Here is a 13,893-nt window from a genome sequence, read left to right as displayed (position 1 = left end):
CCTTCTCCTTGAAAATGGAAACTATGATTCAGGCAAGCGCCCGCTCGATCAGTTGGCGTCGGATACCGACAGGCCCTCGCTGACCTTCACGCGGCTGCCCGGATCGTGATCCATGCGCGTGGTATGAGTCTGACCCTTGTACTTGTAGGTCACGTTGTAACCGACCACCTTGGTGCTGGTGTTATTGACCGTGGCGCACTTCTGCTCGGTGGTGGTGTAGGTGGCGTTTTCCTGATGGTTCTCCTGGATCTTCTTGCCCGCGTAGCCACCGCCGACTGCACCTGCCACCGTGGCCAGCTTCTTGCCATTGCCGCCGCCGACCTGATTGCCCACCAAGCCGCCAACCACGGCGCCAATCGCAGTACCGGCAATCTGGTGCTTGTCCTTGACCGGCTTGTGACGGGTCACCGTCTCGTTATGGCATTCCTTGCGCGGATGATTGACGGTCTTCTTGATGGGCGTGGCGCTGACCACGTCTGCATACTGCGGGCCTTCGGCGCTTGCGTTGTTATTGCAGCCAGCCAGACCGCCGGCAGTCACCACTGCCAGACCGACGCTCGCACTCACACTCAGCCACTTGTTCATGTAGTTCCTCCTGGTTGATACCCCAGCCAGTGGGCACGCCGTGGCGCCCGTGACCTGTGGCATTCAAGCATCGCCAATCTGAATGGGCTCTAAGGTGCCGTGGCAGGAAAACACAGCCTGTGAAGCCGTAAATAACGTTTTATCAATATCTTGGGGTCGTTCACGACAAACCTGAACGCGACAGATGAAGTTTCTGGACTTGCCGGCTGAGTCAGGTACGAGGACCATTTCGATATGTCATTGGCACTGATAGACAGCCACATCCACCTGGACATGCCCGCCTTCGATACCGATCGCGAGGCCGTGTGCAGGCGAGCCGGCGAAGCGGGAATCCGCGCCATGGTGGTACCGGCGACCAGCGCCTCCACATGGCCGCGCGTCCACGCGCTGTGCAACCGTATGCCGCACCTGTATCCGGCTTACGGCCTGCACCCCTACTTCACGCAAGAACATCGCCACGCGCACCTAGGGGCCCTGGATGAATGGCTGGATACCCATCAGGCGGTGGCCATCGGCGAATGCGGCCTGGATTGGTTCATCGACCATCCACAGCCCGACCTGCAACGCCGGTATTTCCATGGACAAATCGAGCTGGCGCGCCGGCACGACCTTCCACTGATCATGCATGCGCGCCGCGCCGAGGAAGAAGTGCTGCAAACGCTGCGCAAGACGAGCAACGTGCGTGGTGTGGTGCACAGCTTTGCCGGCAGCGAGGAGCAGGCACGCCAACTCTGGCAGCTGGGCATCCACATCGGTCTGGGTGGCCCCCTGACCTATGACCGTGCCCGGCGCTTGCACCGGGTGGTGGCCTCCATGCCGCTGGAGCAACTGTTGCTGGAAACCGACGCGCCAGATCAGCCCGGATCCGGACACCAGGGCGAGCGCAACGAACCGTGTTGGCTGGGTGAAGTGGCGCACGCGGTAGCGCGCATTCGCGATGAGGATCCGGCGACCATCGCACGCGCCACCTGCGCCAACGCGCGGCGGCTGTTTGGCCTGCCCGACCTCGATGTATCCGAAGCCGCACCAGCCGGCGAGCGAGTCCATCAAGACTGATTGGAGCGCTTTTCGAGCAGCTTCTCCAGCGCCTTGCCGACCGCGGCAAAGGCAAACGTGGCGGTGATATGCGTGGCGGCGCCCAAGCCGCCGCCGCAGTCGAGCTTGAGCGCGTCCGAACCACTCGGCCGGGTGCCGCACACGCTGCCATCGGCCTGCGGGTAGCGCACGTTCTCCAGCGAATACACTGCCGGCACACTGAAGAAACGTGCCGCGTTGCGCGGAAAGCCAAACTCCTGGCGCAGCTTCTTGCGTACCAGCGACAACATGGCGTCATGCTCGGTGCGTGAAAGGTCACGCACGCGAACCTGAGTGGGATCGGTCCGCCCGCCCGCCGACCCACAGGTGATCATCGGCAGCTTGCGCCGCCGGCACCAGGCAATGGCCTGCACCTTCACCCGGAACGCATCACAGGCGTCCAGCACCAGATCGTAATCGCGATCGAGCAGCGAATCCATGTTGCCCACGGTGAGAAACTGTTCCAACGCATGCACGCTCAGGCCGGGGTTGATGGCGCGCATGCGCTCGGCCATCACCGCCACCTTCGGACGTCCGTACTGCCCATCGAGTGCATGCATCTGCCGGTTGGTGTTGCTGACGCATACCTCGTCGGCATCGATCAGCGTGATGGTGCCGATACCGCTGCGCGCCAGTGCCTCGGCGGCCCACGAGCCGACCCCGCCGATGCCGATCACGCACACATGCATGCGCGACAAATACGCCACACTGCCGATACCGTACAGGCGTTCGATGCCGGCAAAGCGCTCGGCAAGCAGATCGATGGCATCCGGTGTGCCGGACATGCTGGCTTGGACGGCCATGGGCTTTGGTGATCCAATTGCTATTCAGGGAAAGACTGTCATTTTACGGCCGTGCAGCGAACAGCGCACGGATCTTGCCTCATTGCACAAGGACCCACGCCCTCATGCGCGCACTTTTGCTTGTCCTGCTCGGTCTTGTCGTCGGTGCCGTGGGGGCGACCATGATTGGCAACGCCCTGCGCCTGCGCGATGCCTACCCACGAGGCGTGATGGTGGTGATGCAGCATCACCTTGTCGCCACGCGCAAGATGCTGGCGGACCCCGCCTGCAAGGCATCGAAGATACAAGCACAGCTGGCGCGACTGGACGCCGTGGATAGCGACATTCCATCGGCCTTCGGCGCCGATTCCGGACCACTGGACCCGGGTTTCGCCAAGGCCGCGAAACACCTGCAGCAGGCCGTGACCGCGGCCCGTGCCGTGTCTGCCGCCGACTGCGAGGCCATGGCCGCCGCCGTGAGCGCCATCGCACAGCGCTGCGATGACTGCCATCGCCAGTACCGCTGAGCGCCGAGGGTGCCATGGCCCGGTCTCGATCCTTCCTGCGTGATGTGAAGCGCCCACGCGGCGCGCCAAGGCGCTCCTTGCGCGCCAGCCTGCGCTGGAGCGGCTGGCGGTTGGCCCGCCTGCTGTCGCGCCTGGAAGGCACCATGTTCCGCCGCACTCGCTATTCGCGGCCGAAAATGGTCGCCATCGGCGCCGTCGGCTCGCTCAGCATGCTGGTTTACTACCCCGTCTGGCGCTATCTGTTCCCGCAGCCCTACGAAAATTTCTGGCTGCGCGTGGTGGTCGCCGCGCTATTCGTGCCATTGGCCCTGATCCGCTGGTGGCCGCGCCGCGCGCTGAACTTCCTGCCCAGTTACTGGTACACCGTAATCACGCTGGCACTACCCTATTTCTGCGGCTACATGACCCTGCGCAACGCGACCCCCGCCTGGTGGATGACGCACCTGGCATCGGTCATGCTGATGATGATGCTGTTCGATCTGGCCAGTTTCCTGATCGTGTTCAGCACCGGCACGGTGATGGCCATACTCACCTACCTTTGCTTTCACCAGCAGACGCTACCGGCCATGGCGCTGCTGGAGTATCTGCCGCTGCTGGTATTTGCGCTGGTGGGCGGCGCCACCTGCAGCGTGTCGCAGAACATCGCGGAGCAGTCGCAGGTCGAAGCGCTCACCACCGCTTCCAACAATATCGCGCACGAACTGCGCACGCCGCTGGGTTCACTGCGCATCGCCGCCCAGGCGGTGCAGCGGTACCTGCCCGACCTGTTGCGCAGCCAGCACCTGGCGCAGCGCGCCGGCTTGCCGGTGGCCGAGTTGCGCACCGCGCACATCCAGGCACTGGAGCGCAGCGTCGAGGCCATGGAACGCGAGGTCACCTACGCAAACACGGTGATCGACATGCTTCTGTTGGCCGCGCGGCCCATCGGTGAACTGCCTTTTGAAACGCTGTCGGCGCGCTTCTGTGTCGATCAGGCACTGCGTCGCTACCCATACGAATCGCGCGTCGAGCGTGAACGCGTGTTCGTTGATGGTAACCAGGATTTCAAGCTTCGCGGCTCCGAAACGCTGCTGGTGCATGTGTTGTTCAACCTGCTGCGCAATGCATTGCATCACACCGGCCGCGCCGGGCGCGGCACGATCCGTCTGCGCATCGATGTCGGCAACCCGCAGCCGGCCATCATCATTCGCGATACCGGTCCGGGCATCGCGCCGGATGTGCTGCCGCGCATTTTCAACCGCTTCTACTCCCATGCCGATGGCGGTGGAGGCGTGGCCGGGCTGGGTATCGGCCTGGCTTTCGTCCGCGATGCGATGACGCGGATGGGAGGTGATATATCCTGTAGCTCACGTTGGGGTGAATACACGCAGTTCGTCTTGAAGTTTCCGCGTTGGGAGGACGCCGAATCCACATGAGTCTGGACGTGAGCGCAGGCATCCAGCCGTTCCAGTTTCCCACCACCACCGTGCTGGTGGACGATCACGAGGAATACTTAGGGATGGTGCCGCTGCTGCTGGACGCGAGCCTGCACGTGCGCGGCTTCAACTCGGCGCGCCGGGCACTGGCCGTGCTCGGCCACGGCGGCAGCCGTCCCGTCCCCGGAGGCGGCTGGCTGTATCGCTGGAAAGACAAGCCATCGGAAAACCAGGAGCTGGTGGCGCTGGATGTCGATTCCATCCATCGCGTGGTCTACGATCCTGAGCGCTTTTCCGAAGTCTCGGTGGTGGTGGTCGATCACACCATGCCTGAAATGGATGGTCTGACCTTCTGCAGGCGTCTGGGCAATCCGCATATCGGCAAGATTCTTCTCACCGGCCGCGCTGATGATGCCACCGCCATCGAAGCGTTCAACTCGGGTCTGATCGACCGCTTCATCCGCAAAAGTGATCCCAACGCCATGCAAAAGCTGCAGATGGCGATTTTTGACCTTCAGCAGCGTTATTTCCAGCGCGCCGCAGCATTTGTATCTGAAACCCTGGCACTGGGCAATTTCAACTTCCTGCGCGACCCGGCCTTTGCCGACGTCATCGATACCATGCAGCGGCGCTTCGCAGCCATCGAATGCTACGTGCACGCCAACCCCACTGGCCTGCTGCTGCTGGATGAGGACGGCCACGGACGCTTCCTGCTGGTGCAGACCGAGGATGACCTTCGCACCCATTTCGAGATCGCCAGTGACCAGGGCGCGCCACAAGCGCTGCTCGACGCGCTGCGCGACGGTGAACAACTGGCGTGGTTCGAGACGCGTGACGGCTACTACCACAGCACCACGCATACGCCGCTCTCGCAGCTGCATCCGGCCACCGCCGTGCGGGGCGAGCAGTGGTACTACTACGCCTTGATCGATCAGGTGGATCGATTCCAGCTGCAGCACGTGAAGTCCTACCGGCAGTGGCTGCGCGAACAGGACCAGGACGTCCCCTCGTCTCTGATCCCCGACAGCGCCGGCTGACAGCAAGCACCTGACGACTCTTTCGAAACATGCCGGTGCGGACAACCGGCCGTGGGCCCGTATGGGCCTCCGACATGCAGATGGACCTGCACCCAACCAACGAGAGAGTCCTATGATGCACGCACTTACCCCTGTTGTGCCGCCCCCGGCGGCTGCCCCGTTGCCGGCTTTCGTACAGCAACGGGTCGAGCGTTTCTATCACCAGCGCGTTGCCGTGGACTGGGGCGGGCGACATATCCTGCGCGGCCGCCGCCCGGAACCTGGCGACCTGCTGTTGCAGAGCAACGATTACCTGGCCATCGCCGGCCACCCGGACATCGAACAGGCGCAACGCGAAGCCCTTGCCCGTCATGGTCAGGGCATGATGATGTCGGCGCTGTTCATGCAGGACGAAGCCGATCCGCTGCACCAGTTGGAAGTCACCCTCGCGCGGGCCGTGGGCAGTCAGGCCGGCATCCTGGCGCAATCGGGCTACGCGGCCAACGTTGGCCTGCTGCAGTCAATTGCCGACGAACGCGTGCCGGTCTACATCGACATGCTGGCGCACGCCTCACTCTGGGAGGGTATCCGCAGCGCGGGCGCGCGTGCCGTGCCGATCCTGCACAACGAACCGGCGCACCTGGAGCGTCACGTACTGCGCCACGGGCCGGGTGTGATCGTGGTCGATGCCATCTACAGCACCAACGGCAGTCTGGCGCCGCTGGCCGAGATCGTCGACATCGGCACCCGCCATGGCTGCGTGCTGGTGATCGACGAGTCGCACTCGCTTGGCACACACGGCCGTCATGGGGAGGGACTGGTGGCCAGCCTCGGACTGATGCCGAAGGTGCACTTCGTCACCGTCAGCCTGGCCAAGGCATATTGCTCAAGAGCGGGCTTCATCGCCTGCAACAGCGCCTTCAAGGATTACTTTGGCTGCGAAGCCTTTCCGGCCATTTTCAGCTCGGCGCTGCTACCTCACGATGTGGCCGGCTTGGCCGCGGCCCATCGTGTGATCGCTGCAGCCGATGAACGGCGCGAACGGCTTCGTTCGATCACCATGCGCGTGCGCGCCGCGCTGGCAGCGCTGGGTTATCCCATAGAGGATGGCAGCGAGCAGATCATCGCCTTCGAAGCGGGCGTGGAAACACTCACCGCCCATGTGCGTGATCTGCTGGAAGCCCATGGCATCTTCGGCTCGGTGTTCAGCGCACCGGCCACCACACGCAATCGCTCGTTGCTGCGCCTGACACTCAACGCGGGCATGAGCGAAGCCGATGTCGAGCGCCTGATCGATACTTGCCGTCGTCTTCGCGAAGCCATGCGCGTAGACAGCTGGAGTGCCAGCCGGCGACGCCGCCGCCCGGTGGACGCGCTGGAACAGGTCGCATGATCGATGCTGGGTTCGTGCCGGTGAGCGCCGGCACGAACCTTCTACAAGCGCATACGGCCGGTCAGGATCTGCCAGAACATCACCCAGTCGCCGGCCAGGCTGTAAAGCGGGTGGCTGAAGGTCGCCGGTCGGTTGTGCTCAAAGCCGAAATGGCCTATCCAGGCAAAGCCGTACCCGATCAGTGGCGCGGCCAGCAGCCACCACGGATCAGCGCTGATCCACGCCCAGAGCAGCACTGCCAGCACACCCAGGCTGCCCGCAAAGTGCAGCCGGCGACATCGTCGATCGCGATGCTCTGACAGATAGTAGGGATAGAACTGGCGAAAACTCTGGAAGCGCTGCATGGCCCGGGAAACTCCGATATGGAGGATCGAACCCGGACTATGCGCCGGTATCGCTCGCATGCCAACGGCACATCGCCAACGACGCTTTAGCCAGAAGCATCAAGTAACATGGGCGCCAGCATGTCCACCACCGCGGCGGGCTGGCGCATCCAGGCAAAATGGTTGGCGCTAGCACCCAGCGCCTGACCATCCAGGTGACTGATGCGGGCTGGTGCCTTCGGCATTTTCGCCAGCAGAAAGCTCAGCGATGCGTTCGGCGCGAACACATCATGCGCCATCACCAGGCCGTACACGGGCGCCTGCACACGTGCCAAAGCGTGTTCCAGATCCTGTTGCATGCCTGCACCGGCATAGCGACCACGACGTCCGCTGCGGGCCCAGTCACGCATCACGCCGCGCGCCTCACGGCCGCCAAAACCCAAGCGACGCCCGGGAAAGTAGCCGCAGGCACCAACCACGGCCGGAACCAGCGCATAGGCGGCATAAAGCAGCGGCGCCCACCAGTAGGGAAAAGCTCGCCAGTACGGCGCACCACTGGCCACCAGAGTCAGCTGTGAGGGCGGTGCTTCGGTGAGTCCTGCCAGCACACAGGCCAGCTGACCGCCCAGGCTGTGCCCGCCCAGCGACCATGCCACCTGAGGTTGCCACTGTCGCGCCGCTTGCCAGCCGACGGCAAGATCGTCCAGCAGCTCGCGATACGCCCAGTCGCGCTGGCGTGAGGCGCGAATCTGGCTGCTACCCAAACCACGCCATTCGTGCACGGCCATGGCCACACCCTGCGCCGCCATGGCTTCGGCCAGCGGCTGATAGTGACGGGCGGCCACACCCATCGCCGGCACAAAGTAAAGGCCGTGAGCCACCGGCGCATCGCACACCTGCAATTGCGACCAAGCAGGCGCCTGCGCGTGCTCGATACGCTGCTCGCTCACGGCCACGGCTTACTCTCTCAGCGTCAGTCGCCACTCATATATAAACAAAGGGTCGGCACCGCCGACCCTTTGTCCATGGCAACTCGATAGGAGGAGCCATGCACCGATCAGACCGGCGTCACCTCATCGGCCTGCAGACCCTTCTGGCCCTGCACCACCTTGAAGCTGACCTGCTGTCCCTCCTGCAGGCTCTTGAACCCGGTGCCCTGGATGGCGCGGAAGTGCACGAAAACGTCCGGGCCGCTGTCACGGCTGATGAAGCCGAAGCCCTTGGCGTCGTTGAACCACTTAACCGTGCCGATTTCACGATCCGACATGACTCACTCCAAACATACAAAGACAAGCCGACCCCCCTCGAGGCCGACGACTTACTGGTTGCAAGGAAACTCGAGGAGACGATGTTGCCTTCAATTAACGGCAAGCCCCATCGGATCACGGGTGGAACCGAGCAAACGCAGTAGCCCAAGCATAACGGAAATTTGGTGACGCGTACTCGTCCTTATCCACCCTTAGACAAAGGTCAAGCTAGCTCTTGCGCGATTATGGAGCCACTCGGGGGATAATGCCTTGTGGTTGCAGGAAACAGACCTCTACCGGCAAGCCAGATCATAACGGGGCTGGCTCAAACGTTAATCGCTCGCTTGTACCGAAAGCGGCCTGCCACCGACATGCCCTCGCAAGCCGTTACGCCCCGCACCGATAACGGCATCAACGTTCCAGCTTAGCCGCGTGGTTGGCGAAACCAGGACAAATGGCGCTGTTTAGCCACTTCGAGGCTACCCAGTATAGGCGTCTCCAAGGCGCCGCCCCGTGAAACATAAGCCGCCACACCCTCCCGCCAACCTCTCTCCTAAGGTTATTCGGCATATCAAAAGACAAGTGCCCGACTTGGGCAGTCGGTCAGACTACCCTTCCAGCCTATCGCACCCGCTTGCAGGTCTGGCTGGGAACCAATGGCAGGAAGCCACCGGTGTATTCAGCGCGGCTATGGCGGGCATGGGCCCGGGTTTTCATGAACGCCAGCCAACTGTCGTGTTGATCTCTTCACAAGACTTAACCAAAGCCAATTGGATGATCGCCTTTGCTAGGCTTCTAGGCGCTGGCCTTTGCACGTGGCCTTGCCCAACGTGCTGAACCTCGTAAAAACCGGAATCTGCATCGTATGCCCCTGCCCCGAATCCTGCGCCGCCTTGCTTGGCTGAGCGTACCGCTGACACTGACCGCCTGTGCAGGTCACTCCCCCCGTCCGGACACCGCCAAGGAAACCAAGGTGATCGCCACTCCCGAGTCGACGCCATCAACGCCGGCCCCGCACCAGGAACCCGAGGCGGCCAAGCATGCACCACGGGTAAAGACTGCTGGCGAGAGCGACAGGAACCTACCCGAATACACGGGCATTCCGGTTTGCGATGTCTATTTGTCCACCTACAAAGCCTGCCACCGGGCTGCCGGCATTTATCGTCCTGACACCATCGAAGCCCACTACCAGGCCATGCGGCACACGTTGCTGGAGCAATCGATGGACCCGAAGGAACGCAAGCTGTTGCCCGAGCGTTGCGCGTCGCTGGCACGCTCGCTGAAAAATGCGCTGCATGGAAAGAGCTGTGACTTCCCGGAGGCCGGGCCGCCGGAGGGTGGCTCGCTCTGAACACCCGCCCGATGCGCTTCCCGGCCTTCAGTCGCCGGGAAGCTGGGCGCGCTCCTGTGGCTTGACGAACAGCGCGACGATTTCCGGGTGACGGTGCTTCAAACGTTTTTCGATGGCCACGACGTGTGATTCGACCTGGGGCACGGTCAGTTGGTCGGCGAACTCGGCGCCCAGTGCCACTGCCACCTGGTTGGGCGCCAGCTGCATAGTCATGACATCGTGCACACATTGCACCGCGTCATCGGACTCGGCCAGCGTGCGGACCGAGTCACTGACATGCGGATGCGCAGGTTCACCTATGAGCAGTGCCTTGGTCTCGCGCCCCAGGAACAGCGCGGTGCAAGCCAGCACCAGTCCAATCGCAATCGAGGCCGCACCATCGGCCCAGCGCAGCTGAAAATAATAGCCACCGGTGAAGCCGATCGCCGCCACAATCAGCCCCAGCAAGGCGGCACTGTCTTCGAACAGCACGCTGAAGGTACTGGGGTCCTTGCTGCGCTGGGCGGCGGTGACGTAGCCTTCGCGCCCCTTGATCTTGCCCATCTCGCGCAATGCCAGGCACCAGGACGTGCCCTCGAAGACGAACGAGGCGGCCAGCACGCCGTAGGTCCAATACGGGTCGGATAGCTGGTCGGGATGGATAAGGTGCTGGACCCCCTGATAGATCGACACCAGCGCGCCCAGTGCGAAGATCATCACCGCGACCAGAAAGCTCCAGAAATACATTTCGCGCCCATAGCCCAGCGGATGCGCACCGTCGGCCGGGCGCTTGGAGCGATGCATGCCGTAAAGGAGGAGCCCTTCATTGCCGGTGTCGATCAGCGAGTGCACGCCCTCCGAAAGCATCGCCGAGGAGCCGCTGAAGCCGGCGGCAATGAATTTAGTGATGGCGATGGCCGCATTACCGGCCAGCGCCGCATAGACCACCAACTGTTTGGATGACGGTGCCGCCTGCGGTCGTTTGGTGTGTGATCGAGCCATGCCTCCATTATGGCCGGCCGCGACACGCTCAGACCTAACCTCAGGCAAACGTTCACGTTGCGCGCACAAAAAAATGCCGCTCCGGATCACGGCACCGGAGCGGCATTACCGGTGCGCCACCAGGAAAGGCGCACCCGGTTCGGATTGAAGGCAGCTCCTTACAGGTTGCGCTCAAACTCCTTGACCTGACGACGGGCCTCGTCGCGTGCCACGCCGTAGCGCTCCTGCACCTTACCGGTCAGGTATTCGATGTCGCCTTCGGCGCGCGTCAGGTCGTCATCCGTGAGCTTGCCCCAATTGGACTTGATCTTGCCGGTGATCTGTTTCCACTGGCCGCTGATGCGATCTTCATTCATGGTTTTCACTCCTGCTTGCGGTGAGACAAGCCGTGTCGGTGACGGCACGTCGAGTACAGCACCCGTCACCTGAATCGCAGTCGCCAAATGCGCAAATCATCGCCCTATTTATCGACGGCCATTCAGCGCAACGGCGGCTTCGTGAGGCGCCCGTTGACGACTTGCATTGCCCGCACGCCACCCCATCTCTGACAGCGGGTGCGGGGGTACCTAGTGAAAAGCCACTTTCCATTGAAAGGACCCGACATGAGTGATTCCGGTCATAGCCACCTGTTCGAGCCAGTGACCCTGGGTGACCTGACGCTGCGCAACCGCATCGTGATGGCGCCGTTGACCCGCAGCCGCTCCGATGCGCAGGGCGTGCCTCCCATCTACGCGGCCGACTACTACGCCCAGCGCGCCGACGCCGGGCTGATCATCAGCGAGGCCACCAATATCTCGCCGCAGGCGGTGGGGTACGCCTTTACACCGGGCATCTGGAGCGACGCGCAAGTGGCCTCTTGGAAGCGCGTGACCGATGCCGTGCATCGTCACGAAGGGCGCATCTTCCTGCAGCTGTGGCATACCGGCCGTATATCACACCCCGATGTGCAGGAAGGCGGCAAGTTGCCGGTAGCGCCTTCGGCCCTCAAGCCGGAAGGCCAGGCTTTCACCGCCAAGGGCATGCAGGATCACGTCACGCCCCGCGCGCTGGACACCGATGAGATTCCGGGCCTGGTGGAGGACTACCGCCACGCTGCGCAACAGGCCAAGGCCGCCGGCTTCGATGGCGTCGAAGTGCATTCAGCCAACAACTACCTGCTGGAACAGTTCATCCGTGACTCGACCAACCAGCGCGACGATATCTACGGCGGCAGCATCGAGAATCGCCTGCGTTTCCCGCTGGCCGTGGTCGATGCCGTGATCGACGTGTGGGGGGCCGACCGCGTTGGCATCCGCATTTCGCCCACCACCGATCAGCCCGGCGGCAGCCCGCTGGACAGCGACGTGATGGCCACCTACGGCCAGTACATTGACGCGCTGTCCGAACGTGGTCTGGCCTATCTCCACATTATCGAGGGAGTGACCCAGCTCAGCCGTGACTGCCCAGATGGCGTCGACCTGCACGCGCTGACCAAGCGGTTCAAGGGTAAGGTGATGGCCAACAATCGCTACACGCGCGAACTGGCCGAGAAGACGCTGGATGCGCACCAGGCGGATTTGATCGCCTTTGGCCGTGCGTTCATCGCCAACCCGGACCTGGTCGAACGTCTGCGCACCGGAGCGCCGCTGGCCGACGCGCCCAAGGAGTACTGGTACGGCGGCGACTCGGTCGGCTACAGCGACTGGCCAGGCATGCAGGGGCAGATCCGCGCCGCCTGATTGTCATATCAGCGATAGAAAAAGGCCGGGCTCGACCCGGCTTTTTTTTTCGGCGTCACATGATTTGGATCAGCCCATTTCCCGGATCACTCGACTCGCTCAAAGCGACGCAGCGTTTGTCCCTGGCGCGTACGGAACACTTGCGGTCGTGGCAGGTCCGCATCGGCGGCGATGAACTCAAAGCGCTGCGCACCCAGTAAGTAGATGGCGCGCAACCGCTTGCCGACATCAACGCCGATGGCATCGATCCAATCAATATGCGGCGGGTCATGATCGGCATCGAGCTCGAAACGCCCTTTCAGCAGCACGCGTCCATCGCGAGCGGTCACGCAAAACCTGTCGCCGCTCAGCTCGGTGATGGCACCGGGCTCGCCAATATCGTCGACAGGATCGATCTGTCCGTCGGCCTCCAGAGCGGTCTGTCGCCAGCGCCCCTGCAGAAGCGCCATGTCGCGTGCCGTATTCTCTGTCATGGGGTAGCGCCCCCGGCGAAAAGTGTGTATCCGGTCTAACCGCCCTGGTCGCTGCGCACCTGGGCGTGGCTGATCAGCGCGAAGATGAAGCTGCCGCCGACAATGTTCCCGGCCAGCGTCGGTAAGGCGAATGCCAAATAATGCCCCAGCCCCAGCTGTCCCTGGAACACCAGATACAAAACCTCCGTCGAGCCGGCGATGATGTGCGTGAATCCGCCGAGCCCGATCAAATAGGTGGTGCCCACGATGATGGCCAGTTTCGAATCGCCGGCGGCCGGAATAAGCCACACCATGGTCGCGATCAGCCATCCGGCGACAATACCCTTGGTGAACATCTGCAAGGCATCGTTGTGCATCACCTCGGTGCCGAGCACGCCCATGGCGCGCCGTGTGCTGGCATCGAACAAGTCCAGATGCCCAAGACCATAGGCGAACAGAGCCACGCCGACCAGGTTACCCATCAGCACGACTGACCACAAACGCAGGAGGCGCGCCAATTGGCGCCACCCCGGGTGCGTCATCATCGGCAGCACCGCGCTCATGGTGTTTTCGGTAAATAGCTGTTGGCGGGCCAGAATCACGATGACAAAGCCCACCGTGTAGCCCAGGTTCTCGATAAGGTAGCGCAATGGTGAAGGCGGCAACAGCGAGTGCAGCAAACCGCGCGCCATCATCGAGAAGCCCATGGAGAGGCCGGCCGCCAGTGACGACCAGATCAGCGCCGAGGCGTGCCGCCGCAGCTCGGTCTCGCCTTGTACCCGAATGGTTTCGTGCAGCACCGTGGGTCGCGGTGGCAATTTGGCCGCGACCTCGCCCTGCTCGTCTTCGGAAAGCTCGAAACCGTCCTCGGCTTCTTCCTCTGGGGAGGGAGGCAGGTTGTCATCGGAACCGGCGGATGCATCCTGGTGCTCGTGGCGCGCGTCATCCTCGTCCGCGCTGCGCCCGGGGCCGCTCATGGGCAGCCATAGTTAAGGCACAGGATGCACCTTGAGAAACGGCAGCCTCGAG

At 62.8% G+C, this 13,893-nt stretch carries 16 protein-coding genes; 7 read left to right on the top strand and 9 right to left on the bottom strand.

What is annotated here, in order from left to right:
* Positions 1-48: 48 nt before the first annotated feature.
* Positions 49-585 carry a glycine zipper 2TM domain-containing protein gene (locus HBF24_RS02930; protein ID WP_167168607.1) on the bottom strand — a complete coding sequence of 179 codons (537 nt, stop codon included), beginning with the start codon at positions 583-585 and terminating at the stop codon, positions 49-51.
* Between the two features lie 240 nt (positions 586-825).
* On the opposite strand from HBF24_RS02930, the gene HBF24_RS02925 reads away from it, so the two are divergent.
* Entirely contained in the window at positions 826-1,641 is an 816-nt protein-coding gene (locus tag HBF24_RS02925) for a TatD family hydrolase (RefSeq protein WP_167168814.1), read from the top strand.
* Here the strand turns inward: HBF24_RS02925 and tcdA are convergent.
* A complete protein-coding gene (gene tcdA / locus HBF24_RS02920) occupies positions 1,632-2,462 on the bottom strand; it encodes a tRNA cyclic N6-threonylcarbamoyladenosine(37) synthase TcdA (RefSeq protein ID WP_240922067.1) in 831 nt (276 codons plus the stop codon). The genes HBF24_RS02925 and tcdA overlap by 10 nt on opposite strands.
* A 104-nt stretch (positions 2,463-2,566) precedes the next feature.
* On the opposite strand from tcdA, the gene HBF24_RS02915 reads away from it, so the two are divergent.
* The 4 genes from HBF24_RS02915 (at position 2,567) to cqsA (ending at position 6,792) form a co-directional block, all read left to right on the top strand.
* Positions 2,567-2,968: a cytochrome c gene (locus tag HBF24_RS02915; protein ID WP_167168604.1), complete on the top strand. Its 402-nt coding sequence runs from the start codon at positions 2,567-2,569 to the stop codon at positions 2,966-2,968.
* A gap of 14 nt (positions 2,969-2,982) precedes the next feature.
* On the top strand, positions 2,983-4,383 hold the full coding sequence (locus tag HBF24_RS02910; protein ID WP_167168601.1) for a HAMP domain-containing sensor histidine kinase: 1,401 nt from the start codon (positions 2,983-2,985) through the stop codon (positions 4,381-4,383).
* Positions 4,380-5,420, top strand: coding sequence for a response regulator (locus HBF24_RS02905; protein WP_167168599.1), 1,041 nt, complete (start codon positions 4,380-4,382; stop codon positions 5,418-5,420). Before HBF24_RS02910 ends, HBF24_RS02905 begins: the two co-directional genes overlap by 4 nt.
* A gap of 112 nt (positions 5,421-5,532) precedes the next feature.
* A complete protein-coding gene (gene cqsA, locus HBF24_RS02900; RefSeq protein ID WP_167168596.1) occupies positions 5,533-6,792 on the top strand; it encodes an alpha-hydroxyketone-type quorum-sensing autoinducer synthase in 1,260 nt (419 codons plus the stop codon).
* 41 nt (positions 6,793-6,833) lie between these two features.
* On the opposite strand, the gene HBF24_RS02895 is transcribed toward cqsA, so the two are convergent.
* The 3 genes from HBF24_RS02895 to HBF24_RS02885 form a co-directional block, all read right to left on the bottom strand.
* Positions 6,834-7,136 (bottom strand): DUF962 domain-containing protein, encoded by a 303-nt coding sequence (locus HBF24_RS02895; protein WP_167168593.1) that lies wholly within the window; start codon positions 7,134-7,136, stop codon positions 6,834-6,836.
* 86 nt (positions 7,137-7,222) lie between these two features.
* On the bottom strand, positions 7,223-8,065 hold the full coding sequence (locus tag HBF24_RS02890) for an alpha/beta hydrolase (RefSeq protein ID WP_167168590.1): 843 nt from the start codon (positions 8,063-8,065) through the stop codon (positions 7,223-7,225).
* A 107-nt stretch (positions 8,066-8,172) separates the two neighbouring features.
* Positions 8,173-8,382, bottom strand: coding sequence for a cold-shock protein (locus tag HBF24_RS02885; protein ID WP_167168587.1), 210 nt, complete (start codon positions 8,380-8,382; stop codon positions 8,173-8,175).
* A gap of 845 nt (positions 8,383-9,227) precedes the next feature.
* Here HBF24_RS02885 and HBF24_RS02880 point away from each other — a divergent pair.
* The gene (locus HBF24_RS02880) at positions 9,228-9,713 is read left to right on the top strand and encodes a hypothetical protein (protein ID WP_167168585.1); all 486 of its coding nucleotides are present in this window, start codon (positions 9,228-9,230) and stop codon (positions 9,711-9,713) included.
* Positions 9,714-9,740: 27 nt separating this feature from the next.
* Here the strand turns inward: HBF24_RS02880 and HBF24_RS02875 are convergent, their stop codons facing one another.
* Both HBF24_RS02875 and HBF24_RS02870 read right to left on the bottom strand, forming a co-directional pair.
* Positions 9,741-10,694: a cation diffusion facilitator family transporter gene (locus tag HBF24_RS02875; protein ID WP_167168582.1), complete on the bottom strand. Its 954-nt coding sequence runs from the start codon at positions 10,692-10,694 to the stop codon at positions 9,741-9,743.
* Positions 10,695-10,852: 158 nt separating this feature from the next.
* Positions 10,853-11,050, bottom strand: coding sequence for a CsbD family protein (locus HBF24_RS02870; protein WP_167168578.1), 198 nt, complete (start codon positions 11,048-11,050; stop codon positions 10,853-10,855).
* 246 nt (positions 11,051-11,296) lie between these two features.
* Here HBF24_RS02870 and HBF24_RS02865 point away from each other — a divergent pair, with 246 nt between their 5' ends.
* On the top strand, positions 11,297-12,412 hold the full coding sequence (locus tag HBF24_RS02865; RefSeq protein ID WP_167168575.1) for an alkene reductase: 1,116 nt from the start codon (positions 11,297-11,299) through the stop codon (positions 12,410-12,412).
* A gap of 86 nt (positions 12,413-12,498) precedes the next feature.
* Here HBF24_RS02865 and HBF24_RS02860 read toward each other — a convergent pair whose 3' ends face one another.
* A complete protein-coding gene (locus HBF24_RS02860; protein WP_167168572.1) occupies positions 12,499-12,885 on the bottom strand; it encodes a TIGR03067 domain-containing protein in 387 nt (128 codons plus the stop codon).
* A 35-nt stretch (positions 12,886-12,920) separates the two neighbouring features.
* The gene (locus HBF24_RS02855) at positions 12,921-13,841 is read right to left on the bottom strand and encodes a formate/nitrite transporter family protein (protein ID WP_167168570.1); all 921 of its coding nucleotides are present in this window, start codon (positions 13,839-13,841) and stop codon (positions 12,921-12,923) included.
* Positions 13,842-13,893: the final 52 nt, after the last annotated feature.

It is taken from the genome of Oleiagrimonas sp. C23AA, assembly GCF_011759385.1.
Classification (GTDB): Bacteria; Pseudomonadota; Gammaproteobacteria; order Xanthomonadales; family Rhodanobacteraceae; genus Oleiagrimonas.
The sequence above is the reverse complement of the archived record's forward strand: the minus strand, read 5'-3'. Positions and strand labels throughout refer to the sequence as shown.